The 23,239-nt window shown below is 73.8% G+C and carries 23 protein-coding genes; 19 read left to right on the top strand and 4 right to left on the bottom strand.

All coding sequences use genetic code 11. From position 1 onward, the window contains the following. Positions 1-11: 11 nt before the first annotated feature. The 12 genes from ACJTNH_RS00335 (at position 12) to ACJTNH_RS00280 (ending at position 12,426) form a co-directional block, all read left to right on the top strand. On the top strand, positions 12-560 hold the full coding sequence (locus ACJTNH_RS00335) for a hypothetical protein (RefSeq protein WP_458172216.1): 549 nt from the start codon (positions 12-14) through the stop codon (positions 558-560). 52 nt (positions 561-612) lie between these two features. Next, positions 613-1,530: a pyridoxal 5'-phosphate synthase lyase subunit PdxS gene (pdxS, locus tag ACJTNH_RS00330; protein WP_458172215.1), complete on the top strand. Its 918-nt coding sequence runs from the start codon at positions 613-615 to the stop codon at positions 1,528-1,530. Next, complete coding sequence (gene pdxT, locus ACJTNH_RS00325) at positions 1,527-2,201, top strand: pyridoxal 5'-phosphate synthase glutaminase subunit PdxT (protein ID WP_458172214.1); 675 nt, start codon at positions 1,527-1,529, stop codon at positions 2,199-2,201. Before pdxS ends, pdxT begins: the two co-directional genes overlap by 4 nt. Before the next feature lie 72 nt (positions 2,202-2,273). Then, a complete protein-coding gene (locus ACJTNH_RS00320; RefSeq protein ID WP_458172213.1) occupies positions 2,274-3,026 on the top strand; it encodes a YebC/PmpR family DNA-binding transcriptional regulator in 753 nt (250 codons plus the stop codon). A gap of 195 nt (positions 3,027-3,221) precedes the next feature. Beyond that, on the top strand, positions 3,222-3,788 hold the full coding sequence (ruvC, locus tag ACJTNH_RS00315) for a crossover junction endodeoxyribonuclease RuvC (protein ID WP_458172212.1): 567 nt from the start codon (positions 3,222-3,224) through the stop codon (positions 3,786-3,788). 94 nt (positions 3,789-3,882) lie between these two features. Next, the gene (gene ruvA / locus ACJTNH_RS00310; RefSeq protein WP_458172211.1) at positions 3,883-4,518 is read left to right on the top strand and encodes a Holliday junction branch migration protein RuvA; all 636 of its coding nucleotides are present in this window, start codon (positions 3,883-3,885) and stop codon (positions 4,516-4,518) included. After that, on the top strand, positions 4,515-5,642 hold the full coding sequence (ruvB, locus tag ACJTNH_RS00305; protein ID WP_458172210.1) for a Holliday junction branch migration DNA helicase RuvB: 1,128 nt from the start codon (positions 4,515-4,517) through the stop codon (positions 5,640-5,642). Before ruvA ends, ruvB begins: the two co-directional genes overlap by 4 nt. Before the next feature lie 157 nt (positions 5,643-5,799). After that, positions 5,800-6,153 (top strand): preprotein translocase subunit YajC, encoded by a 354-nt coding sequence (gene yajC / locus ACJTNH_RS00300; RefSeq protein WP_458172209.1) that lies wholly within the window; start codon positions 5,800-5,802, stop codon positions 6,151-6,153. Between the two features lie 14 nt (positions 6,154-6,167). Beyond that, positions 6,168-7,838 (top strand): protein translocase subunit SecD, encoded by a 1,671-nt coding sequence (gene secD / locus ACJTNH_RS00295; protein ID WP_458172208.1) that lies wholly within the window; start codon positions 6,168-6,170, stop codon positions 7,836-7,838. Further along, the gene (gene secF / locus ACJTNH_RS00290) at positions 7,835-9,322 is read left to right on the top strand and encodes a protein translocase subunit SecF (protein ID WP_458172207.1); all 1,488 of its coding nucleotides are present in this window, start codon (positions 7,835-7,837) and stop codon (positions 9,320-9,322) included. The genes secD and secF overlap by 4 nt, the downstream gene beginning before the upstream one ends. After that, complete coding sequence (locus tag ACJTNH_RS00285) at positions 9,319-9,912, top strand: adenine phosphoribosyltransferase (RefSeq protein ID WP_458172206.1); 594 nt, start codon at positions 9,319-9,321, stop codon at positions 9,910-9,912. The genes secF and ACJTNH_RS00285 overlap by 4 nt, the downstream gene beginning before the upstream one ends. Before the next feature lie 96 nt (positions 9,913-10,008). After that, on the top strand, positions 10,009-12,426 hold the full coding sequence (locus ACJTNH_RS00280) for a RelA/SpoT family protein (protein ID WP_458172205.1): 2,418 nt from the start codon (positions 10,009-10,011) through the stop codon (positions 12,424-12,426). Here ACJTNH_RS00280 and ACJTNH_RS00275 read toward each other — a convergent pair whose 3' ends face one another. Together ACJTNH_RS00275 and ACJTNH_RS00270 are read right to left on the bottom strand one after the other, a co-directional pair. Continuing rightward, positions 12,427-13,068 (bottom strand): class I SAM-dependent methyltransferase, encoded by a 642-nt coding sequence (locus ACJTNH_RS00275; RefSeq protein ID WP_458172204.1) that lies wholly within the window; start codon positions 13,066-13,068, stop codon positions 12,427-12,429. Between the two features lie 73 nt (positions 13,069-13,141). After that, positions 13,142-13,945, bottom strand: a complete 804-nt coding sequence (locus tag ACJTNH_RS00270) for a peptidylprolyl isomerase (RefSeq protein ID WP_458172203.1) — start codon at positions 13,943-13,945, stop codon at positions 13,142-13,144. Between the two features lie 150 nt (positions 13,946-14,095). On the opposite strand from ACJTNH_RS00270, the gene ACJTNH_RS00265 reads away from it, so the two are divergent. Genes ACJTNH_RS00265 through aspS form a run of 4 tightly spaced genes read left to right on the top strand, consistent with a single transcriptional unit; the run spans position 14,096 to position 18,894 of the window. Further along, positions 14,096-14,806 (top strand): MBL fold metallo-hydrolase, encoded by a 711-nt coding sequence (locus ACJTNH_RS00265; protein WP_458172202.1) that lies wholly within the window; start codon positions 14,096-14,098, stop codon positions 14,804-14,806. Positions 14,807-14,821: 15 nt separating this feature from the next. Further along, the gene (hisS, locus tag ACJTNH_RS00260) at positions 14,822-16,087 is read left to right on the top strand and encodes a histidine--tRNA ligase (protein ID WP_458172201.1); all 1,266 of its coding nucleotides are present in this window, start codon (positions 14,822-14,824) and stop codon (positions 16,085-16,087) included. Beyond that, the gene (locus ACJTNH_RS00255; RefSeq protein ID WP_458172200.1) at positions 16,084-17,085 is read left to right on the top strand and encodes an aldo/keto reductase; all 1,002 of its coding nucleotides are present in this window, start codon (positions 16,084-16,086) and stop codon (positions 17,083-17,085) included. The genes hisS and ACJTNH_RS00255 overlap by 4 nt, the downstream gene beginning before the upstream one ends. Before the next feature lie 30 nt (positions 17,086-17,115). Next, on the top strand, positions 17,116-18,894 hold the full coding sequence (gene aspS, locus ACJTNH_RS00250; RefSeq protein WP_458172199.1) for an aspartate--tRNA ligase: 1,779 nt from the start codon (positions 17,116-17,118) through the stop codon (positions 18,892-18,894). Between the two features lie 91 nt (positions 18,895-18,985). On the opposite strand, the gene ACJTNH_RS00245 is transcribed toward aspS, so the two are convergent. Together ACJTNH_RS00245 and ACJTNH_RS00240 are read right to left on the bottom strand one after the other, a co-directional pair. Further along, positions 18,986-19,291, bottom strand: a complete 306-nt coding sequence (locus tag ACJTNH_RS00245) for a DUF559 domain-containing protein (protein WP_458172198.1) — start codon at positions 19,289-19,291, stop codon at positions 18,986-18,988. 822 nt (positions 19,292-20,113) lie between these two features. Then, on the bottom strand, positions 20,114-20,986 hold the full coding sequence (locus tag ACJTNH_RS00240) for an aldo/keto reductase (RefSeq protein WP_458172197.1): 873 nt from the start codon (positions 20,984-20,986) through the stop codon (positions 20,114-20,116). Positions 20,987-21,047: 61 nt separating this feature from the next. Between ACJTNH_RS00240 and ACJTNH_RS00235 the strand changes: the two genes are divergently transcribed. From ACJTNH_RS00235 to ACJTNH_RS00225, 3 genes are all read left to right on the top strand, one after another. After that, complete coding sequence (locus tag ACJTNH_RS00235; RefSeq protein WP_458172196.1) at positions 21,048-22,382, top strand: replication-associated recombination protein A; 1,335 nt, start codon at positions 21,048-21,050, stop codon at positions 22,380-22,382. A 117-nt stretch (positions 22,383-22,499) separates the two neighbouring features. Beyond that, positions 22,500-22,925 (top strand): DUF948 domain-containing protein, encoded by a 426-nt coding sequence (locus tag ACJTNH_RS00230; RefSeq protein WP_269171777.1) that lies wholly within the window; start codon positions 22,500-22,502, stop codon positions 22,923-22,925. Next, positions 22,925-23,212 carry a hypothetical protein gene (locus tag ACJTNH_RS00225; protein WP_458172195.1) on the top strand — a complete coding sequence of 96 codons (288 nt, stop codon included), beginning with the start codon at positions 22,925-22,927 and terminating at the stop codon, positions 23,210-23,212. Before ACJTNH_RS00230 ends, ACJTNH_RS00225 begins: the two co-directional genes overlap by 1 nt. The last annotated feature ends 27 nt before the right edge of the window (positions 23,213-23,239 follow it).

Below are 23,239 nucleotides of genomic sequence, written 5' to 3'. Positions count from 1 at the left end.
CCTGAGCAGTCGTGACCACCGGTGCCTGGCTGCTGCTCGTCGCCGGCGTGCTGCTGATCACGCTCCTGCTCTGGACGGCGTGGACGCTGACCCGGCTGCGGCGGCTGGCCGGCAGGGTCCGCCGGGCGCGCGACGTGCTGGACGCCGCGCTGCTGCGCCGCGCCGAGCTCGCGGCGGCACTGGCCCGCGAGGGTGCCGACGCGCTCGGGCCGGACCTGGCCGCCGCGCTGGCGCGCGCCGCGGCCGGTGCCCGCGCACCGTCGGCCGGTGACCGGGAGGCCGCCGAGAACGCCCTGGGCCGGTTGCTGCGGCGGGTCCCCGAGGAGGTGCGGCCGGCCGAGCTGACCGAGGCGGGGGTCCGGGTCGGGCTGGCCCGGCGGTTCTACAACGACGCCGTCCGGGACACCCGGGCGCTGCGGCACGGGCGGCTGGCCCGCGTGCTGCGGCTGCACGCCCGCCGTCCGCTGCCGCGCTACTTCGACATCGACGACGGGCTGGACGCCGTGCTCACCGCCCCGGTCGGCGGGGGCGCGCCGGACGGCCGCCGGTCGGCCGGCTGAACCGCCGTACGCTGGGCCGTCCACGCCCGACGACCCTGCGAGGCAGCACACCGTGACCCAGCACACCAGCGAGTCCGCCGAGACCACCCCGGGCACCGGCACCGAGCGCGTCAAGCGCGGCATGGCCGAGCAGCTCAAGGGCGGCGTGATCATGGACGTCGTCACCCCCGAGCAGGCCCGGATCGCCGAGGACGCCGGCGCCGTCGCGGTGATGGCGCTGGAGCGGGTGCCCGCCGACATCCGGGCCCAGGGCGGCATCGCCCGGATGAGCGACCCGGACATGATCGAGTCGATCATCGGCGCGGTCTCCATCCCGGTGATGGCCAAGGCCCGGATCGGGCACTTCGTCGAGGCCCAGGTGCTGCAGGCGCTCGGCGTCGACTACATCGACGAGTCCGAGGTGCTCACCCCGGCCGACGAGGCGCACCACATCGCCAAGAGCGAGTTCACCGTGCCGTTCGTGTGCGGGGCGACCGACCTGGGCGAGGCGCTGCGCCGGATCGCCGAGGGCGCGGCGATGATCCGCTCCAAGGGCGAGGCCGGTACCGGCAACGTCGTGGAGGCCACCCGCCACATGCGGCAGATCCGCGGCGACATCAGGCGGCTGTCGACGCTGGACGAGACCGAGCTGTTCGTCGCCGCCAAGGAGCTGCGCGCCCCGTACGACCTGGTGGTCGAGGTCGCCCGGCGGGGCGCGTTGCCGGTCGTGCTGTTCACCGCCGGCGGGATCGCCACCCCGGCCGACGCCGCGATGATGATGCAGCTGGGTGCCCAGGGCGTCTTCGTCGGCTCGGGCATCTTCAAGTCCGGTGACCCGGCCCAGCGGGCGGCGGCCATCGTGCAGGCCACCACCTTCTTCGACGACCCGCAGGTGGTCGCCAAGGTCTCCCGCGGCCTGGGCGAGCCGATGGTCGGGATCAACGTGTCGACGCTGCCGGAGTCCGAGCGCTACGCCGTGCGCGGCTGGTGAGCGCCCCGCTCGTCGGGGTGCTCGCCCTGCAGGGCGACGTCCGTGAGCACGTCGCGGCCCTGACCGCCGCCGGCGCCCGTGCCCGGCCGGTCCGCCGGCCGGCGGAGCTGGCCGAGGTCGACGGGCTGGTCGTGCCCGGCGGGGAGTCGACCACGATGGCGAAGCTGGCTGCCCGCTTCGGGATGCTCGCGCCGCTGCGGGCGGCGGTGCGTGCCGGCCTCCCGGTGTACGGCTCCTGCGCCGGGATGATCATGCTGGCCGACACGGTGCTGGACGCCCCGGCCGACCAGGAGACCATCGGCGGGCTGGACGTCACGGTGCGCCGCAACGCCTTCGGCCGGCAGGTCGACTCCTTCGAGGGCGAGGTCGCGATCGCCGGGCTGGACGGGCCCCCGGTGCACGCCGTCTTCATCCGGGCGCCCTGGGTCGAGGAGGCCGGGCCCGGGGTCGAGGTCCTCGGCCGGGTCGAGGGCGGGCCGGCCGACGGTAAGATCGTGGCCGTCCGCCAGGGTCGCCTGGTGGCCACCAGCTTCCACCCCGAGCTCACGGGTGATCCCCGGGTGCACGCGCTGTTCGTGGAGCTGGTGCGGGCAGCCCGTGCCCGGGACCTGAGTTCGGACGGCGCCGGTGCCGGCGTCGGCGGTGGGGGAGGAGAGCTGCTCAGTGAGTGAGCGTGCGACCTCACCAGAGTGCACAGTGGCTCGGCTGCGGACGCAGCCGACGAGCGTCAGCGAGGAGAGCAAGTGAGCGGCCATTCCAAGTGGGCGACGACCAAGCACAAGAAGGCCGGGATCGACGCCAAGCGCGGCAAGCTCTTCGCCAAGCTGATCAAGAACATCGAGGTGGCCGCCCGCACCGGCGGCGGTGACCCGGCGGGCAACCCGACCCTCTTCGACGCCATCCAGAAGGCGAAGAAGAGCTCGGTGCCCAACGACAACATCGACCGCGCGGTCAAGCGCGGGTCCGGCGCCGAGGCCGGCGGTGTCGACTACCAGGGCATCACCTACGAGGGCTACGCCGCGGCCGGGGTCGCCGTGCTCATCGAGTGCCTCACCGACAACAAGAACCGGTCGGCGATGGAGGTGCGCACCGCGATGACCCGCAACGGCGGCACCATGGCCGACCCGGGCTCGGTGTCCTACCTCTTCTCGCGCAAGGGCGTGGTCGTCGTCCCGGCCGCCGGCCACACGGAGGACGACGTGCTGATGGCCGTCCTGGACGCCGGCGCCGAGGAGGTCCGCGACCTGGGCGACACCTTCGAGGTGGTCAGCGAGCCCGGTGACATGGTCGCCGTGCGCACCGCCCTGCAGGAGGCCGGCATCGAGTACGACTCCGCCGACATGGGCTTCGTGCCCAGCGTGCAGGTCGAGCTGGACGCCGAGGCCGCGGCGAAGGTGTTCAAGCTCATCGACGCCCTCGAGGACCTCGACGACGTGCAGAACGTCTACGCCAACTACGACGTCTCCGACGAGGTCCTGGAGACCATCGACGCCTAGGCCCTCTCGCAGGGCCCCGGTGCGAGCGTGCGAGTGCTGGGGGGCGAGAGGGTCCTTCGTCCGTCCTCCTCGTCCCTCGCCCGCTCGGGACGAGCCTCTGGACGGGGGCCGACGGGCGTGTCGTGGGCCCGTCCGGCTGGCATCCCGGCTAGCGTCGACTCGAACGTGTGTTCGTGCGATGGTGGGGGAGTGGTCATGCGGGTGCTCGGCATCGACCCGGGCCTGACCCGGTGCGGGTGGGGCGTGGTCGAGGGGCGTCCCGGTGCCCGGCCCACCGCGCTGGGGGTCGGCGTCGTCCGCACCTCTCCGGAGCTGGACCTGGAGCTGCGGCTGCTCGAGGTGCACACCGCGGTCACCGCGCTGCTCCGGGAGCACCGGCCGGTGGCGGTGGCGATCGAGAGGGTCTTCACCCAGAACAACAAGGGGACGGCGACCGGCACCGCCCAGGCCGCCGGGGTCGCGGCGCTGGCCGCGGCACAGGCCGACCTGCCGGTGGCCTGGCACACGCCCAGCGAGGTGAAGGCCGCGATCTCCGGCAACGGCCGCGCCGACAAGGAGCAGGTCACGCTCATGGTGACCCGGGTGCTCGGCCTGGCCACCGCGCCCAAGCCGGCCGACGCCGCCGACGCCCTCGCGCTGGCCGTCTGCCACGTCTGGCGCGCCCCGGCGCAGGCCAGGCTGCGGGTGGCGGCGCTGGCCGGCGGCATCGGCGCGCCGGTGCGCAGCACCACCCTCCCGCGCTGGACCGGCATCTCGCGATGAGCGGTCCCGTGACGAGCCGTCTCGTGACCAGCCGCCTCCCGATGAGCACAGCAGGCGCCACCCGGTGCCCGGACCGACCGACAGGAGTGGCCCGTTGATCGCCAGCGTGAACGGCCGGGTGGCCGCGGTGTCCCCGGACGGCGCGGTCGTCGAGGTCGGCGGGGTGGGGCTGTCCGTGCAGTGCACCCCGGGCACGATCGCCCGGCTGACGGTGGGGGAGCCGGCCCGGCTGTCGACCAGCCTGGTGGTGCGCGAGGACTCGCTGACCCTCTACGGCTTCGCCGACGACGACGAGCGGCAGCTGTTCGAGCTGCTGCAGACCGCCAACGGGGTCGGCCCCCGGCTGGCCCAGGCGGTGCTGGCCATCCACCCGCCGCGGGAGGTGCGCCGGGCGGTCTCGATGGGCGACCTCAAGGCGCTGATGCAGGTGCCCGGGATCGGCAAGAAGGGTGCCGAGCGGCTCGTGCTGGAGCTCCGTGACCGGCTGGGCACCACGGCCACCGACACCTCGCTGGACGGTCCGGCGACCCCGGGGCTGCCGGCGGTGACCCCGGTGGCGCCCTGGCGTGACCAGCTCACCTCGGCCCTGGTCGGGCTGGGCTGGAGCAGTCGGGAGGCCGAGTCCGCGCTGACCGCCCTCGAGCCGGTGGCCGAGCAGCAGGCCGCGGACGGCGGCGTCCAGGTGGCGCTGCTGCTCCGTCAGGCGCTGCAGATGCTGGGCCGGTCGTGAGCGGCCCGTTCGACCGGGGCCTGTCCGCCGCCGACGCCGGGCCGGGCCGGTTCCCCGACGATGCGGTCGACCCGCGCGCCGGGGACGAGGAGCGGGTCGTCGAGTCCGCGCTCCGGCCGCACTCGCTGGGCGACTTCATCGGCCAGCCGAAGGTCGCCCGTCAGCTGGACCTGGTGCTGGAGGGCGCCAAGCGGCGCGGACGGCCGCCGGACCACGTGCTGCTGTCCGGCCCGCCCGGGCTCGGCAAGACCAGCCTGGCGCTGATCATCGGCTCGGAGCTGGGCACCTCGGTCAAGATCACCAGCGGTCCGGCCATCGAGCGGTCGGGCGACCTGGCCGCGATGCTGTCGAACCTGGCCCCCGGTGACGTGCTGTTCATCGACGAGATCCACCGCATCGCCCGCCCCGCCGAAGAGCTCCTCTACATGGCGATGGAGGACTTCCGGGTCGACGTCGTGGTCGGCAAGGGCCCCGGCGCCACCGCGATCCCGCTGGAGATCAACCCCTTCACCCTGGTCGGCGCCACCACCCGGGCCGGCCTGCTGACCGGGCCGCTGCGCGACCGGTTCGGCTTCGTCGGGCAGATGGAGTTCTACGAGCCGGCCGAGCTCCAGCGGGTGCTGGCGCGCAGCGCCGACCTGCTGGGCGTCGAGCTGTCCCCGGAGGGCTCGGCCGAGATCGCCGGGCGCTCGCGCGGCACGCCGCGGATCGCCAACCGGCTGCTGCGCCGGGTGCGCGACTACGCCGAGGTGCGGGCCGACGGCCGGGTCACCCTCGAGGTGGCCCGGGCCGCCCTGGCGCTCTACGACGTCGACGACCTCGGGCTCGACCGGCTGGACCGCTCGGTGCTCGACGCGCTGGTGACCAAGTTCGGCGGCGGCCCGGTGGGCGTGGCCACGCTGGCGGTGGCGGTCGGGGAGGAGCCGCACACCGTCGAGGAGGTCTGCGAGCCCTTCCTCGTGCGCGCCGGCCTGCTCGCCCGGACCCCTCGCGGCCGGGTGGCGACGGAGGCGGCGTTCCGGCACCTGGGGCACCCGGTGCCGCGCGGCGGCCTCCCTCTCAGTGGGGGCACAGGCGACCCGCCGCTGGACGGGGCTTCGTCACAGACCCTGTTCGACGCCTAGACTCCTGCGCGCTGGCGCGCAACCCGGCTGCGGCCGGGGCGCCTCGCCCCGGAGCCACTCCGTGCGCGCGGAGTGCGCCGGCGCCGATGTACCCGAGCGGCCCGACCCCGGGCCGCACCCACCGCGCCACCTGTCGCGGTAGAGAGGCTCACCAGTCGTGGAACAGTTCTTCCCGTTGATCCTGCTCGTCCTGGCGTTCGCCCTGCTCATCGTGCTGCCCGCCCGGCAGCGGAAGAAGATGCAGGCCAACGCGGCGGCGTTGCAGGAGTCGCTGACCGTCGGCACCCCGGTGATGCTGACCAGCGGCATCCACGGCACGGTCGCCTCCCTCGGTGAGGGCACCATCGGCCTCGAGGTCGCCCCGGGCGTGGTGGTCACCGTGGCCCGCCCGGCCGTGATGGAGGTCCGCCAGCCCGCCGGCACCGTCGGTCTCCAGGGCAGCACCGGCGCCACGGGCACCGTCGAGGGCACCGTCGACGGCGACGGCGGCTCCACCGACCGCGCTCGCTGAGCCGGGTACCCCGGATGGCCGCCCGCCAGCTCCCTGCGCGGCGCTACTTCGCCGCCTTCCTCCTGATCGTCGCGGGGCTGTACGCGCTGGTGTACCTCACCGGTGACACGCGCACCCCCCAGCTGGGCCTGGACCTCCAGGGCGGCACGACGGTCACGCTCACCGCCCGCACCCCGGACGGTCAGGCCCCTGACCCCGAGGACCTCGAGCTCGCCCGGCAGATCATCGAGCAGCGGGTGAACGGGCTGGGGGTCAGCGAGGCCGAGGTCGTCACCGAGGGCGACAGCAACATCGTCATCTCGGTCCCCGGTGACAACGGCGAGCGCGCCCGTGAGCTGGGCGCGACGGCACAGCTGCGGTTCCGGCCGGTGATCGGTGGGCCCGAGGCCGCCACCCCGGCGGCCACCGAGTCCCCCGCACCCACCGACGGCGCCGAGGCGACCGACCCGGCCGCGACCGACCCGGCCCCGACCGACCCTGCGGACAGCTCGGCGGCGCCGACGGACGCCGCGGTGGAGACCACCCCGCCGGCCGCGACCGGCAGCGGTGCGGTCAGCGACCCCGCGGTCGCCGACGCGGACGCCCCGGCCGTGACCCAGGAGGAGGCGGCCGCGGAGTACGCGACCCTCACCTGCGACACGACGTCCACCGAGGTCGACCGTCCGGAGTCCTACATCGCCGCCTGCTCCGACGACGGGACGGCGAAGTTCCTCCTGGGCCCGGCGGTCATCGAGGGCACCGACGTCTCCGACGCCACCGCCGGCACCGCGCAGGGCACCGGCGAGTGGGTCGTCGACCTGGACTTCACCAACGACGGCTCGGCCGCGTGGGCGGACTACACCACCGCCAACGTCGGCAACAACGTGGCGATCACGCTGGACGGCCGGGTCGTCTCGGCCCCGACCATCAACTCGGCGATCGTCGGCGGCACCACCCAGATCTCGGGCAGCTTCGACCAGGAGTCGGCGACGGAGCTGGCGAACCAGCTGAAGTACGGGGCCCTGCCGCTGACCTTCGAGCAGGCCACCGCGCAGACGATCACCACCGAGCTGGGCAGCGAGCAGCTGCGGGCCGGGCTGATCGCCGGCGCCATCGGTGTGGCGCTGGTCTTCCTCTACGCCCTGCTCTACTACCGGCTGCTCGGCCTGGTGATGATCGCCAGCCTGGTGCTGTCGGCGGTCGTCGTCTACGCGGCCCTGGTGCTGCTGGGCCGGGAGATCGGGTTCGCCCTCAGCCTGGCCGGCATCGCCGGGTTCATCGTCTCGATCGGCATCACCGCCGACTCCTTCGTCGTCTACTTCGAGCGGCTCAAGGACGAGGTCCGCGAGGGGCGCAGCCTGCGCAGCGCCACCCCCCGGGCGTGGGTCCGGGCGCGACGCACGATCCTCTCCGCGGACGCGGTCAGCTTCCTGGCGGCGGCGATCCTCTACTGGCTGGCGATCGGTGACGTGAAGGGCTTCGCCTTCACCCTGGGCCTGTCCACGGTGCTGGACCTGATCGTGGTCTTCCTCTTCACCCACCCGCTGATGGCGGTGCTCAGCCGGGTCAAGAGCTTCGGCAGCAACCGCTTCTCCGGCCTGGGCCAGGTCGAGCACAGCCGCCGGCCGGCCGCCCCGGCCCGCACCGACCGCGAGCTGGTCGGTGCCGGCACGGGCAGCACCAGCACGAACGGGAGCAACCGATGACCCCGCGCGACCGCAGCACCGCCGACCGGCCCGACCAGGACCCGGTCGACGGGCCGCCCACCGCCGAGCCGACCTCCGACGGGCGCCCTGCCGGTGACCGCACGGCCGGTGAGGTCACCGCGGACGAGGTGACCGCCGACGGGCCGTCGGTGCCCCTGGGCACCGACGCCGACGAGCAGGTGGACGAGCAGCGGGTGCGCGACCAGGCCGCCGCCGAGAGCAGCGGGGACGACGCCCTCACGGACGCCGGCCTGGCGGCAGCGGGTGACGGCCGCCGCCGGGCACCGGCGCGTGGGTCGCTGGCCCACCGGCTCTACAACGGCGAGGTCGGCCTCGACGTGGTCGCCCGGCGCCGGTTCTGGTTCCGGGTGACCGCGGTCGTCGTCCTGCTCTGCGCCCTGACCATGGTGTTCCGCGGCTTCAACTTCGGCATCGAGTTCGCCGGCGGCAACAGCCTGCGGGTGCCGGCCGGCACCGAGCAGCTGGCCGAGGTGCGCCAGGCGGCCGAGGACGCCGGCGCCGAGGTGTCCACCGCGCAGGTCGTCGGTGGCGACTCGATCCTGCTGCGCACCGCGGCCCTGGACAACGAGGCCGAGGACGCCGTGGTGGCCGCGGTCGCCGAGGCCGCCGGGGTCGACCCCAGCCAGGTCAGCCCGCAGTCGGTCAGCGCCGACTGGGGCGGCGACGTCACCAACCAGGCGCTGATCGCCCTGGCGGTCTTCCTGGTCGCCGTCGTGCTCTTCCTGGCGGTGCGGTTCCGCCCGACGATGGCGATCGCCGCGATCGTGGCGCTGCTGCACGACATCATCGTGACGGCGGGCATCTACGCGCTGATCGGCTTCGAGGTGACGCCCTCGACGGTGATCGGCCTGCTGACCATCCTGGGCTTCTCGCTCTACGACACCGTCGTCGTCTTCGACAAGGTCGACGAGAACACCAAGGACCTGGACAAGAGCGCCAGGTCGACCTACGGCGAGGCGGCGAGCCTGGCGGTCAACCAGACCCTCATGCGCTCGGTCAACACCTCGGTCATCGCGCTGCTGCCGGTGGCCGGCCTGCTGTTCGTCGGCGCCGGGCTGCTCGGTGCCGGCACGCTCAAGGACCTGGCGCTGGTGCTGTTCGTCGGCCTGGCCGCCGGCACCTACAGCTCGATCTTCCTGGCCACGCCCGTGCTGGCCGAGCTGGAGGAACGCAAGCCGGAGAACCAGGCGCTGGCCAAGCGGGTCGCGGCCCGGCGCTCCGCCGAGGCCCGCCTGGGCACGACCCGGGACGACGCCCCGGTCGCCAGCGCCCGTCGGGCCCGCGGGGTGGCCCGCGGTGCGACGGTCGCGGTCGCCGAGCGGCCGGACGCGCTCCCGGACCGGCCCGCGGCCGACGTCCAGGTCGAGTCGCCGTCGTCGGTCCAGCGCACCGCGGGCGGGGGCACGACGGCTCCACGTCCCGGCCAGCGCCCGCAGCGCCCGGCCGGCAAGAAGCGGCGGTGACCACCGCACCGGTGAGCGGTGACCAGCGGCCGATCGACGAGCTGGTCGCCGCGGTCGCGGTGACGATCCCCGACTTCCCCGAGCCCGGCGTCCTCTTCCGGGACCTGACCCCGGTCTTCGCCGACCCGGTCGCGTTCCGCCGGGTGGTGGACGCGCTCACCGAGCCGGCCGACGTCGACCCGCGGGCGGCCGCGCTCAGCGGCCCCGACGGCGGGCCGGGCTTCGACGTGGTCGCCGGGATCGAGGCCCGGGGCTTCCTGCTCGGGGCGGCGGTCGCACTCGACGCCGGCACCGGCGTCGTCCCGGTGCGCAAGGCCGGCAAGCTGCCCCGGGAGGTCGTCTCGGCGTCCTACGACCTGGAGTACGGCGCGGCCACGCTGGAGCTGCACACCGACTCGATCCAGCCCGGTCAGCGGGTGCTGGTGGTCGACGACGTGCTGGCCACCGGCGGCACGCTGGCTGCGGCGATCGCCCTGGTGGAGCAGCTCGGTGGCATCGTGACCTCGGTCGCGGTCGTGGTCGAGCTGCTGGGGCTGGGTGGCCGGGAACGGATCGCCCCGCACCCGGTGCACGCCCTCTGGCGCACCTGACGGTGAGCCCCCTCCGGGTGAGCGTGCCCGGCGCTCACCCCCGCGCCGCGGCTAGCATGGGGAGGGTCTCCACTCCTCAACAGTGCAGGAGCTCCCGTGGCCTCTGACGTCGTCGCACCGCAGACGTCCGGCGCGCCCCCCGTCGAGGAGGCGCCGCCCCGGGTGACGCTGCCCCAGCGGCCCGCCGTCCGTCGCCCCGACGACGTGGCACCGGAGCCCGGCGGGGAGAACGACGCCGCGCCCCGTCGCCGGGTACGCGACCGGCTGGCCCGCCGGATCGTGGCCGGCCAGCGCTCCACCGGCATCCGCCCGGTGCTCGAGCCGCTGGCGGCGCTGCACCGGCAGAGCCACCCCAAGGCCGACCTGCTGCTGCTCCAGCGTGCCTACGACGTGGCCGAGGAGGCCCACTCGGCGCAGAAGCGCAAGAGCGGTGACCCCTACATCACCCATCCGCTCGCCGTGGCCACCGTGCTGGCCGGGCTGGGCATGGACACCACCACGCTGGTGGCCGCGCTGCTGCACGACACCGTCGAGGACACCGGCACCACGCTGGAGTCGATCACCGCCGACTTCGGCCCCGAGGTCGCCCACCTGGTCGACGGCGTCACCAAGATCGACAAGGTCAAGTTCGGGGACGGCGCGCAGGCCGAGACGATCCGCAAGATGATCGTCGCGATGTCCCGCGACCCCCGGGTGCTGGTCATCAAGCTCGCCGACCGGCTGCACAACATGCGCACGCTGCGCTTCCTCCCGCCCGAGAAGCAGGAGAAGAAGGCGCGCGAGACGCTGGAGATCCTTGCCCCGCTGGCCCACCGGCTGGGCATGAACACGATCAAGTGGGAGCTGGAGGACCTCGCGTTCGCCACGCTGTACCCCAAGCGGTACGACGAGATCGTCCGGCTCGTCGCCGAGCGGGCGCCGTCCCGGGACACCTACCTGTCCGAGGTCACCTCGGCGGTGACCGACCAGCTCAAGTCGGCCAAGATCGAGGCGACGGTCACCGGGCGGCCGAAGCACTACTACTCGATCTACCAGAAGATGATCGTCCGCGGCCGCGACTTCACCGACATCTGGGACCTGGTCGGCATCCGGATCCTGGTCGAGTCGGTGCGCGACGTCTACGCGGCGCTGGGCATCATGCACGCCCACTGGCAGCCGGTGCCCGGCCGCTTCAAGGACTTCGTGGCGATGCCGAAGTTCAACATGTACCAGTCGCTGCACACCACGGTGATCGGCCCGCAGGGCAAGCCCGTGGAGCTGCAGATCCGCACCCACGAGATGCACCGCACCGCGGAGTACGGCATCGCGGCGCACTGGAAGTACAAGGAGAAGGCGAAGGCCGCGGCCAAGGCCGGCGGCGGCAAGGCCGAGCTCGTCCCGGCCCCGGGCGCCCCCGGCGACGACATGCTGTGGCTGCGCCAGCTGCTCGACTGGCAGCGCGAGGCGCAGGAGCCCGGTGAGTTCCTGGAGACCCTGCGCTACGACCTCGGTCCGCAGGAGGTCTTCGTCTTCACGCCCAAGGGCGACGTGATCAGCCTCCCCGGCGAGTCCACCCCGGTCGACTTCGCCTACGCCGTGCACACCGAGGTCGGCCACCGGTGCATCGGCGCCCGGGTGAACGGCAACCTCGTCTCCCTGGACAGCAAGCTGTCCAACGGCGACGTGGTCGAGGTCTTCACCTCCCGGTCGCCCACCGCCGCGCCGTCCAAGGACTGGCTGTCCTTCGTCGGCAGCTCGCGGGCGCGCACCAAGATCCGGCAGTGGTTCACCAAGGAGCGCCGCGAGGACGCCGTCGAGGCCGGCAAGGACGCGCTGACCAAGGCGATGCGCAAGGCCGGGCTGCCGCTGCAGCGGCTGCTGGGCGGTGACCAGCTGGTCACCCTCGCCGCCGACCTGCACTATGCCGACGTCAGCGCGCTCTACGCCGCGGTGGGGGAGAACCAGGTCTCGGCGCACTCGCTGGTCGAGAAGCTGCTCACCGCCCTGGGCGGCTCGGAGGGCGCGACCGAGGACATCGCCGAGACGGCGATCCCGACCAAGCGCACCGTCGCCCGCACCGCCAGCGGTGACCCGGGCGTGGTGGTGCACGGCATGACCGACGTGTGGGCCAAGCTCGCCAAGTGCTGCACCCCGGTGCCCGGGGACGACATCCTCGGGTTCGTAACCCGCGGCGGCGGCGTCAGCGTGCACCGCACCGACTGCACCAACGCAGCCGACCTGCAGCGCAAGCCCGAGCGGCTGGTCGAGGTCGACTGGGCGTCGCAGCCCGGCGCGGTGTTCCTGGTCGCCATCCAGGTGGAGGCACTCGACCGGCACCGGCTGCTCTCCGACGTCACCAAGGCGCTGGCCGACGAGCGGGTCAACATCCTGTCCGCGTCGGTGCAGACCAGCCGCGACCGGGTGGCGATCAGCCGGTTCACCTTCGAGCTGGCCGACCCGGCGCACCTGGGCGCGGTGCTGCAGACGGTGCGCAACGTCGACGGCGTCTTCGACGTCGAGCGCGTCACGGCGTAGTCAGACCCGGGTGGCGAGGACGGCGTAGAGCGGGTCGCCCACGCCCGGCCGGGTCCGGAGCTCGACGGTGGGCTCGGTGAACCGGCGGCTGCGGCGCACCAGCTCGGCGATGACGGCGCCGTGCTGCTCGTCGTCGGTGGCCAGCCACCCGCGCACGGCCTTGGTCGGGAAGCACCGGTTCGAGTAGGTGATGGCCAGTACGCCGCCCGGGCGCAGCACCCGCCCCACCTCGGCGAGGACCTCGATCGGCCGGGTCAGGTAGTCGACCGACACGCAGCACACGGCCGCGTCGACGTCCTCGTCCGGCAGCGGGACGGTGGGGTCGGCGTTCAGGTCGTGCACGAGCCGTTGCGTCGCCGCGGGGTTCGCCGCGAGCTCGTCGGCGTTCATGCCGAGCACGACCAGGTCGGCCGGCGGGGTGGCGAAGTGCGACACCCAGGAGGACATCAGGTCCAGCACGCGGGTCGGTCGGGGCGCCGACCCGTCGATGCCCAGCTCGGCGTACAGCGCCCCGACCGCGGCGATCGCCGCGTCGTCGATGTGGGTGACCAGCCGGGGCCGGTCGTAGAACCGCGCGTCGGGCTCGTCGTCGGCGCGGTCGAAGAAGCCCGGGGGGAAGCCCGCGTACGGGTCGGCGGCCATGCCCCCAGTGTGCGGGCGCGGACGCACGAGGGCCCGGCCTCCAGCTGGAGACCGGGCCCTCGTGCGGTGCGCGCTACTGCTGGACGGTGACCGACTCGATCGTCACCGGCGTGGCCGGGGCGCCGTCGGTGGCGCCGCCCTCGATGCCGGCGGCCGCGATGGCGTCCAGCGTCGCCAGGCCCGCCTCGTCGATGGTGCCGACCACGGTGTAGTCGGGCTGCAGCTGGCTGTCGGCGTAGACCAGGAAGAACTGGCTGGCGTCGGTGCCCTGCCCGGCGTTGGCCATCGCCAGCGTGCCCCGCGGGTAGGTCTCGTCGCCGGTGACCTGGGTCGGGAAGTCGTAGGTCGGGCCACCGGTGCCGGTGCCGCTGGGGTCACCGCACTGCAGCACGCTCAGGCCCCCGCTGGTCAGCCGGTGGCAGGGCGTGCCGTCGAAGAAGCCCTGCTGGGCCAGGTAGACCATGCTCGCCGAGGCGCAGGGGGCGTTCTCCTGGTCCAGGGTCAGCCCGATGTCACCGGCGGAGGTGCTCATCGTGACGTTCGTCGTCCCGGTGGTCGGCACCTCGGCCGGCGGGGTGCCCACGTCGGTGAGGGTGTCGCTGCCCGAGGTGTCCGGCACGAAGTCGCAGGTGCCGTCACTGCCGTCGACCACGCCGGCCGCCGTGGAGTCGCCGGCGGCGGTGGCGTTGCCGGCGTTCTCCTCGTCGCCACCGAGCCCGGTGATGATGAAGACCGCGCCGATCACGGCGAGGACGGCGACCACGGTCACCCCGATCAGGGTGTTGCGCTTGCGCTTCTGGGCGAGCTCCTCGCGCCGCTCGAGCTGGCGCTGCAGACGTCGCTGGGCCGCCTCGCGGCGCTGCTTGTTGGTCGGCACTCTTCTCGGGCTCCTCGGCTTGCTGCGCTGTCTCACGGGCGGCCATCCGGTTCCACACCCGTGGATGTCGAGAGCGCAGTGTAGGTGGGGCAGCTGTCCGCTCCCTGGCAGCGCGGCCAGAGCGCCGGGACGCCCGCGTAACCTGCACGGGTGCTCATCCGCTCCTTCCCCGCCGGCGCCTTCGGCACCAACTGCTACGCCGTCGCGTCCGGCGCCGGGCAGGAGTGCATCGTGGTCGACCCGGGGATGGACGCGGTCGAGCCGCTGGCCGCGATGCTGGCCGCCGACGGGCTGAAGCCGGTCGCCGTCGTGCTCACCCACGGCCACCTGGACCACACCTTCTCGGTGCTGCCGGTCTGCGACGGCTACGACATCCCCGCCTACCTGCACCCGGAGGACAGCGGCATGCTGTCGGACCCGGCGCGCTGGCACGGCCCGCAGCTCGCCCCGCTGATCACCGGCGTGGCGCTGCCCGACCCCGCGGACGTGCTGCCGCTGGCCGACGGGGCGACGATCTCGCTGGCCGGGGTCGACCTGACGGTGCGCCACGCGCCCGGGCACACCCGCGGCTCGGTGGTCTTCTCCCTCGACCTGGGGGAGGCCCCCGGGCTGCTCGCCGGTGACGTGCTGTTCGCCGGCTCGGTGGGCCGGTCGACCTGCCCGGTGGGTCCTGGGACGACATGCTCGGCTCGCTGCGGGACGTCGTCCTGCCGCTGGACGACGAGACCGTCGTCCTCCCCGGGCACGGGCCGGCCACCACGATCGGGCGCGAGCGCGCCACCAACCCCTACCTGGCCGAGGCGGCCGCCGCGCCGAAGGGGCGCGGCCTGTGAACGGGCACCGGACGGACCGACGAGTTGAGCGAGTGATGACACCGTGAGCGAGCCGATGCGGGCTCCCAAGGGCACGTTCGACACGCTGCCCCCCGAGTCGGCGCAGTTCCTCGCCGTCCGGGACACCCTGACCGCGCCGCTGCGCCGGGCGGGGTACGGCTACATCGAGACGCCGACGTTCGAGGACACCGCGGTGTTCTCCCGCGGGGTGGGGGAGTCCACCGACGTCGTCTCCAAGGAGATGTACACCTTCACCGACCGGGGCGGCCGGTCGCTGACGCTGCGCCCCGAGCTCACCGCCGGGCTGATGCGCGCCTTCATCGAGCACCGGCTGTACTCCGGCGCGCTGCCGGTGAAGCTGTGGGCGGTCGGCTCGGCGTTCCGTTACGAGCGGCCGCAGGCCGGCCGGTACCGGCACTTCACCCAGGTCGACTGCGAGGCGCTCGGCGTCGACGACCCGGCGCTGGACGCCGAGGTGGTGGCGCTGGCCGTGCAGGGTTTCCGCGACCTGGGGCTGCGCGACTTCGAGCTGCAGCTGACCTCGCTGGGCGACGCCACCTGCCGGCCGCAGTACCGGGAGCTGCTCGTCTCCTTCCTCTCGAAGCTCGACCTGGACGAGGACACCCGGCGCCGGGCGGCGATCAACCCGCTGCGGGTGCTGGACGACAAGCGCCCCGAGGTGCAGGCCCAGCTGGACGACGCCCCGCTGATGGTCGACCACCTGTCGGACTCCACCAAGGCGCACTACGACGCCGTCCGGGAGCACCTGACCGACCTGGGTGTCCAGTGGACCGAGGCGCCGCGGCTGGTGCGCGGGCTGGACTACTACACGAAGACCACCTTCGAGTTCGTGCACTCCGGGCTCGGCGCGCAGTCGGCGATCGGTGGTGGCGGGCGCTACGACGGGCTGTCCGCGGCCCTCGGCGGCCCGGACCTCTCCGGCATCGGCTACGCCGTCGGCGTCGACCGCACGCTGCTGGCGGTGCAGGCCGAGGGGCTGGACGTGGTGGCGGCGGCGGGCGTGCAGGCGTTCGTCGTCCCGCTGGGGCCTGAGGCCAAGCGGCTCGCGGTGAAGCTGGTCGGCCAGCTGCGGGAGGCCGGCGTCTCCGCCGACACCGTCTACGGCGACCGCGGGCTCAAGGGCGCGATGAAGGCCGCCGACCGCTCGGGCGCCACGCACGCCGTGGTCGTGGGCGACCGGGACATCGCCGAGGGCGTCGCGCAGCTGCGTGACCTGCGCACCGCCGAGCAGGTCGCCGTCCCCCTGGATGAGCTGTTCGACCGGGTGCGTGCGACGGTGGGGGCATGACCTCTTCGACTCCGCTGGAGACCCGCCCGCTCGGCCGCACCGGAGCCGACGTCTCCGTCGTCGGCCTGGGCACCTGGCAGCTCGGTGGCGACTGGGGCGACGTCACCGAGGACGACGCCGCCGCCGTCCTCGACGCCGCGCTCGACGCCGGGGTCACCCTGCTCGACACCGCCGACGTCTACGGCGACGGCCGGTCCGAGGAGCGCATCCGCAAGGCGCTGGCCGCCCGTGGTGAGCGACCGTTCGTGGCCACCAAGGCCGGCCGCCGCGCCGACCCGTTCACCGCCGAGCAGTACACGCCGGAGAACCTGCGCGCCTGGATCGACCGTTCCCGCCGCAACCTGGGCGTGGACACCCTGGACCTGGTCCAGCTGCACTGCCCGCCGCCGACCGTCTACTCCGACGAGCGGGTCTACGACACCCTCGACACCCTGGTGCAGGAGCAGGCCATCGCCGCCTACGGCGTCTCGGTCGAGACCGTCGCCGAGGGCCTGACCGCGCTGCAGCACGAGGGCGTGCAGTCGATCCAGGTGATCCTCAACGTGTTCCGGCGCAAGCCGCTGGAGCAGCTGCTCCCCGCCGCCGCCCGCGCCGAGGTCGGCATCCTCGCCCGGGTGCCGCTGGCCAGCGGCCTGCTGTCGGGCAAGTACTCCACCGACACCACCTTCGCCGCCGACGACCACCGGAACTTCAACCGCAACGGTGAGGCGTTCGACGTCGGCGAGACCTTCGCCGGCGTCCCCTTCGAGGTCGGCGTCGCCGCGGCCCGCGAGGTCGCCGAGATCGCCGGCCCGGACGTCACGACGGCGGCCTTCGCGCTGCGCTGGGTCATCGACCAGCCCGGGGTCACCACCGTCATCCCCGGCGCCCGCAACGTCCAGCAGGCGCTGGGCAACGTGGCCGCCGCCTCCCTGCCCTCGCTCACCCCCAGCCAGCTCGCCGACCTCGAGCGCGTGTACGACGAGCGCATCCGCGCCCACGTGCACGACCGCTGGTGACCCGTTCCCCCTTCTCGAGAGAGGCCTGAAGTGCTCCGCACCCACGACGCCGGCACGCTCCGCGCGACCGACGCCGGTTCCACGGTCACCCTCGCCGGCTGGGTCGCCCGCCGGCGCGACCACGGCGGGGTCGTCTTCCTCGACCTGCGCGACGCCTCGGGCTACGCCCAGGTCGTCGTCCGCGAGGAGGAGGCGCACGCGCTGCGCAACGAGTACTGCGTGCTGGTCACCGGGCAGGTCCAGCGTCGTCCGGCCGGCAACGAGAACGCGGAGCTGCCCACCGGTGAGATCGAGGTCGTCGCCAGCGAGCTGCGGGTGCTCTCGGCCGCCGCGCCGCTGCCGTTCCCGATCGAGACCGCGCAGGCCGCCGGGGACGACGTCCGGTACCGGTACCGCTACCTCGACCTGCGCCGCCAGGGCCCGGCGGCGGCGCTGCGGCTGCGCAGCGAGGTCAACCGGATCGCCCGCGGCGTCATGGCCGGGCACGGGTTCACCGAGGTGGAGACCCCGTCGCTGACCCGCTCCACCCCCGAGGGCGCCCGCGACTTCGTCGTCCCGGTGCGGCTGCAGCCGGGCCACTGGTACGCCCTGCCGCAGTCGCCGCAGCTGTTCAAGCAGCTGCTGATGGTCGGCGGGCTGGAGCGGTACTACCAGATCGCCCGCTGCTTCCGGGACGAGGACTTCCGCGCCGACCGGCAGCCGGAGTTCACCCAGCTGGACTTCGAGATGAGCTTCGTCGAGCGGGACGACGTCCTGGCCGTCGCCGAGGACGTCATCCGGGCGCTGTGGCGGGAGCTGGCCTCCTACGACGTCCCGGAGATCCCGCGGATGACCTACCGCGAGGCGATGGACCGGTTCGGCTCCGACAAGCCCGACCTGCGCTTCGGGATCGAGCTCACCGAGCTGACGTCGTACTTCGCCGACACCCCGTTCCGGGTGTTCCAGGCGCCCTACGTCGGCGCGATCGTGATGCCCGGTGGCGGCTCGCAGCCGCGGCGGGCGTTCGACGCCTGGCAGGACTGGGCCCGCTCGCGCGGCGCCAAGGGCCTGGCCTACGTGACGATCGCCGAGGACGGCACGCTCGGCGGGCCGGTGTCGAAGAACATCTCCGAGTCCGAGCGGGCCGGGCTGGTGGAGGCCGTCGGCGCGAGGCCGGGCGACTGCGTCTTCTTCGCCGCCGGTCAGCGCCGCTCCTCGCAGGAGCTGCTGGGGGCCGCACGCAACGAGGTCGCCAAGCGGCTCGAGCTCATCGAGCCGGGCTCCTGGTCGTTCCTGTTCGTCGTCGACTTCCCGATGTTCGAGGAGACCGAGGACGGCGACTGGACCTTCATGCACCACCCCTTCACCTCGCCCACGCCGGAGTGGCGCGAGCGGTTCGCCGAGGACAAGGGCGGCGCGCTGTCGGACGCCTACGACCTGGTGTGCAACGGCAACGAGCTGATGAGCGGGTCGGTCCGCATCGCCGACGCCGAGCTGCAGGAGCGGGTGTTCCAGACCCTGGGCATGACCCAGGAGGAGGCCCGGGCGCAGTTCGGCTGGTTCCTGGAGGCCTTCGACTACGGCCCGCCGCCGCACGCCGGTGCCGCGATCGGCTGGGACCGGCTCACCGCCCTGCTGGCCGGGGTCGACTCCATCCGCGAGGTCATCGCCTTCCCGAAGACCGGCGCCGGCTACGACCCGCTGACCGCGGCACCGACCCCGATCACCGCTGCCCAGCGCAAGGAGGCCGGCATCGACGTCGACCCCGACGCCGACCCCGCGCCGGGCCAGCCCGGCGCCCCCGGCCCCACCGACCCGTCGAAGGCCTGACCGCCTTCCACGAGCCTGACCGTCATTGATCATGGGCGTCTCGTCGCTCGCCACGCCGTACGCCCGCGTGTCGTCGGCCAGACGCCCATGATCAACTGCCCGGTGGGCGCCACCCGCGGCTGAGCAACGCTCTCCGGGTGCGGTCGACGACCGTCTCGGGTCCGGACAGGTGGTGGGCGGCGAAGCGCAGGACGAGCCAGCCGTCGAGTGCGCTCAGCGAGTACCGGTCGACGTCCCGCCGGAACTGTTCGCGCTCGGCGTGCTGCCTGCCCTCGTACTCCAGCAGCACCTTCCAGTCGCTGTAACCGAGGTCGCCGTGGCCGACCTCCCGGCCCCACCGGTCGACCACCGGCACCTGGGGCTCGGGGGTCGGGGAGGTCGCTGTCGACCAGCCCACCAGCGCATCAGGCTCTCCGGACGGGACGCCGCCAGCGGGCTCAACGCCGGTGCACAGAGCCGGGCTCGGACGACCCCGCGCACCCGACCGGCCCGGGCCAGCCGCTGCTCCAGGCGGTCGCTGTCCAGGTGCCGGTCGCGGTACAGGGCGTCCCCGACCGCGACCAGCTCCGCGGGCGGCAGGGCGGCGGCCAGGTCGAGGAAGGTCTGCGCTCCCGAGGTGACCCGCAGGCCCGCGTGCTCCACGACATCGGCCTCGTCCAGCGTGCGGACGTGCCGGACGAGCTGGCGGCGGGCTGGCACGACGACGTCCGGCGGCAACACGACGGTCAGTCGCGGCGGGGACGAGCCGAGCGCTCCCAGCAGGGCGGCTGCCGTCGTCCCGCCGAACGCGGCCCCGGGTGGGAGCACTCGCGTCCACGCGCGGCAGCGTTCGACCAGGGTGAACGCCGCCCGCGACAGGTACAGGCCCTGGCCGAGGCGAAGGCCGTCGCGCTCGATCTGTCGCCGCGTCACCCCAGCCGCCCGGGCGCCGGCCCACGTGTAGCTGCTGCCGAGCCCGATGCCGTCCACGCGTCCACCGTGGCGCCCGACCCGTCAGCCGACCAGCTCCGACGAGTGCCTGTGGACGCTCCGCCACCTGTGGATGCAGTGACTGCAAGCACTGGCCCAGCCGTTGATCATGGGCGCCCTGCACGGTGACACGCCGTCCGACGGCCTGTCGTCGGCGAGACGCCCATGATCAACCGCAGACGGCAGACGGCAGACGGCAGACGGCAGACGGCAGACGGCAGACGCCAGACGGCGGACGGCGGACGGCGGGTCAGGCGGCGTTGAGGCGGGTCAGGTGGTCGTCGGTCAGGTGGAGGTCGGCGGCTGCGGCGGAGTCGGTGATGGACTCGGGGCGGGAGGCGCCGGGGATCGGGATCACCTCGTCGGCCTGGGCCAGGTGCCAGGCCAAGGTCACCTGGTGGACCGAGACGCCCAGCTCGTCGGCGACCGCGGCGAACTCCGCGGCCGTCGAGCCCAGCTCCTTGGCCGCCGGGACGCCGCCGAACGGGCTCCACGGCAGGAAGGCCAGACCGTGCTGCGCGCAGTGCGCCAGCTCCCCGGCGGAGGAGCGCCAGCCGGGGGAGAACTGGTTCTGCACGCTGACCAGCGCGTCGCCGACGATCGCCCGGGCCGCGTCGATCTGCCCGACGTCGGCGTTGGAGATGCCGGCCATCCGCACCAGTCCGTCGTCCACCAGCGACCGCAGGGCGCCCATCGACTCCTCCCACGGGGTCGACGGGTCGGGGCGGTGGAACTGGTAGAGCCCGATCGCCTCGACGCCCAGCCGACGCAGCGAGGCCTCGCAGGCCCGGCGCAGGTAGGCCGGCGACCCGTCCAGCTCCCACTCCGCACCGCGCCGGGTGTGCCCGCCCTTGGTGGCCACCAGCACGCCGTCCGGGGAGCCGGCCGAGCGCAGCGCCCGGGCGACCAGCTCCTCGTTGTGGCCGAACTCGGCCTCGTCCCGCGCGTAGGCGTCGGCGGTGTCGATCAGGGTCACCCCGGCGTCCAGGGCGGCGTGCACCACCGCCTCGGCCTCGGCCGGCGTCGGGCGGGGGTCCTTGGTCGACAGCGGCATGGCGCCCAGGCCGACCGCCCCCACCGGAACGGTGCCGACGCTGCTGTTGCCGATCGTGCGCTGCTGCATGGGGTCTCCTGGAGGTCGAGGGTGGCCAGACCCGTCGTGCCCCGCGGGTAACTTCGCAACCGTGACGTCGCTGTTCGACCCCGCTCCCGCCGACGGCCCGCCGCCGGTCGACCCCGGGGCGCCGCTGGCGGTCCGGATGCGGCCGCGGTCGCTGGACGAGGTGGTCGGGCAGCAGCACCTGCTCGGTGCGCGCGCTCCGCTGCGCCGGCTGGTGGAGGCCGACGAGCCGATGTCGCTCGTGCTCTACGGCCCGCCCGGCACCGGGAAGACGACGCTGGCGCACGTCATCTCGCTGGCCACCCAGCGCTCCTTCGTGCAGCTGTCGGCGCTGGACTCGGGGGTCAAGGAGGTCCGTGCGGTCATCGCGGACGCCAAGCGGGAGCTGACCCACGCCGGCCGGCGCACCGTGCTGTTCATCGACGAGGTGCACCGGTTCTCCAAGACCCAGCAGGACTCACTGCTCTCCGCGGTCGAGGACCGGATCGTCAGCCTGATCGCCGCCACCACCGAGAACCCGTTCTTCTCCGTGGTCAGTCCGCTGCTGTCCCGCAGCCTGGTGCTCGCGTTGCAGTCACTGGACGACGAGGACGTGCGCACCGTGCTGCGCCGGGCGCTGACCAGCGAGCGCGGCCTGGACGGCGCGGTGACGCTGACCCCCGAGGCCGAGGAGCACCTGCTGCGGGTGGCCGGAGGCGACGCCCGCAAGGCGCTGACCGCGCTGGAGAGCGGGGCCGGGGCGGCCCGGGCGGCCGGCTCCGACGTGCTCGACCTGGCCACCTTGGAGACCGCGGTCGCCCAGGCCGCGGTGCGCTACGACCGGTCGGGTGACCAGCACTACGACATCGCCAGCGCGCTGATCAAGAGCATCCGGGGCAGCGACGTCGACGCCGCGCTGCACTACCTGGCGCGGATGGTGGAGGCGGGGGAGGACCCGCGCTTCATCGCCCGCCGGTTGGTGATCTCGGCGAGCGAGGACATCGGCATGGCCGACCCGACCGCGCTCCTCACCGCGGTCGCCGCCGCCGACGCGGTGGCCTTCATCGGCATGCCCGAGGGGCACTTCCCGCTCGCGCACGCCGTGGTCCACCTGGCCACCGCGCCCAAGTCGAACGCGATCACCACGGCGATGGGGGAGTCGGTCGCCGACGTGCGCGCGGGGCTGGCCGGGCCGGTGCCCGCCGGGCTGCGCGACGCGCACTACGCCGGGGCGAAGAAGCTCGGCCACGGGAAGACCTACGTCTACCCGCACGCCCACCCCGACGGCGTCGTCCCGCAGCAGTACCCGCCCGACGCGCTGGTGGGCAAGGACTACTACCGGCCGACCGGGCGCGGGGTGGAGGCCCAGATCGGTGCCCGGCTGGCCAAGCTGCGGGCGATCGTCCGCCGCCGCGGCTGAGGTCCAGCGGTCACCGTCGGCGAACGGCGGCGCCCGGTGTCGGTGCCGGCGGTTAGGGTTGCCCGACCGGTGGACCGTCACCGGTGACGTGCACGAGACGACGAAGGGGACCCTCGAGTGTCTGCAGGAGAGTGGGCCGGGCTGATCGCAGCCGGTGCCTTGGTGCTGCTGGTGGTCCTGGTGGCGGTGCCGCTGCTCAAGCTCGGGCGCACCCTGGACGAGACGACGCTGACCATCCGCCAGGTGCGTGAACAGAGCCAGCCGATCCTGAGCCAGGCGTCGACGACGGTCACCCACGTGAACGCCAACCTCGAGCGGGTCGACGACATCACCGGCAACGCCGCGAACGTCTCCAGCAACGTCGCCGCGCTGACCAGCGTCTTCGCCGCGACCCTGGGCAGTCCGCTGATCAAGGTCGCCGCCTTCAGCTACGGCGTGCGCAGCGCCGCCCGCAAGAAGCGTGAGGGTCAGGCCGTCGCCGACGCCGCCGCCCGCGACAAGGCCGAGCGGCGGGCCCGCCGCAGCGCCCGGCGGGCCGCCTGATGCGCCGGCTGTTCTGGCTGACCATGGGCATCACCATCGGTGTCCTCGTCGTCCGCAAGCTGTCCCAGACCGCGGAGAAGCTGACCCCGCAGAGCCTGGCCGGCAACCTCGCCGACGGGCTGCGCGAGCTGGCCGAGGCGATCGGCGACTTCGGTGCCGACGTGCGCGCCGCCGCCGCGGTCCGGGAGGACGAGCTGCGCGCGGGCACCGGGCTGGACGCACCGCTGCCCGACAACTCGCAGGTCGCGCTGCCGACCCGCCGCGGCGCCCACGCCGCGGACAACTGAGCCATCCCCTCCCGGCGCCGCTGAGCC

This window comes from Modestobacter lacusdianchii (assembly GCF_054177765.1).
Note: the sequence above shows the minus strand (reverse complement) of the source record. Positions and strands in the feature narration are given on the sequence as shown.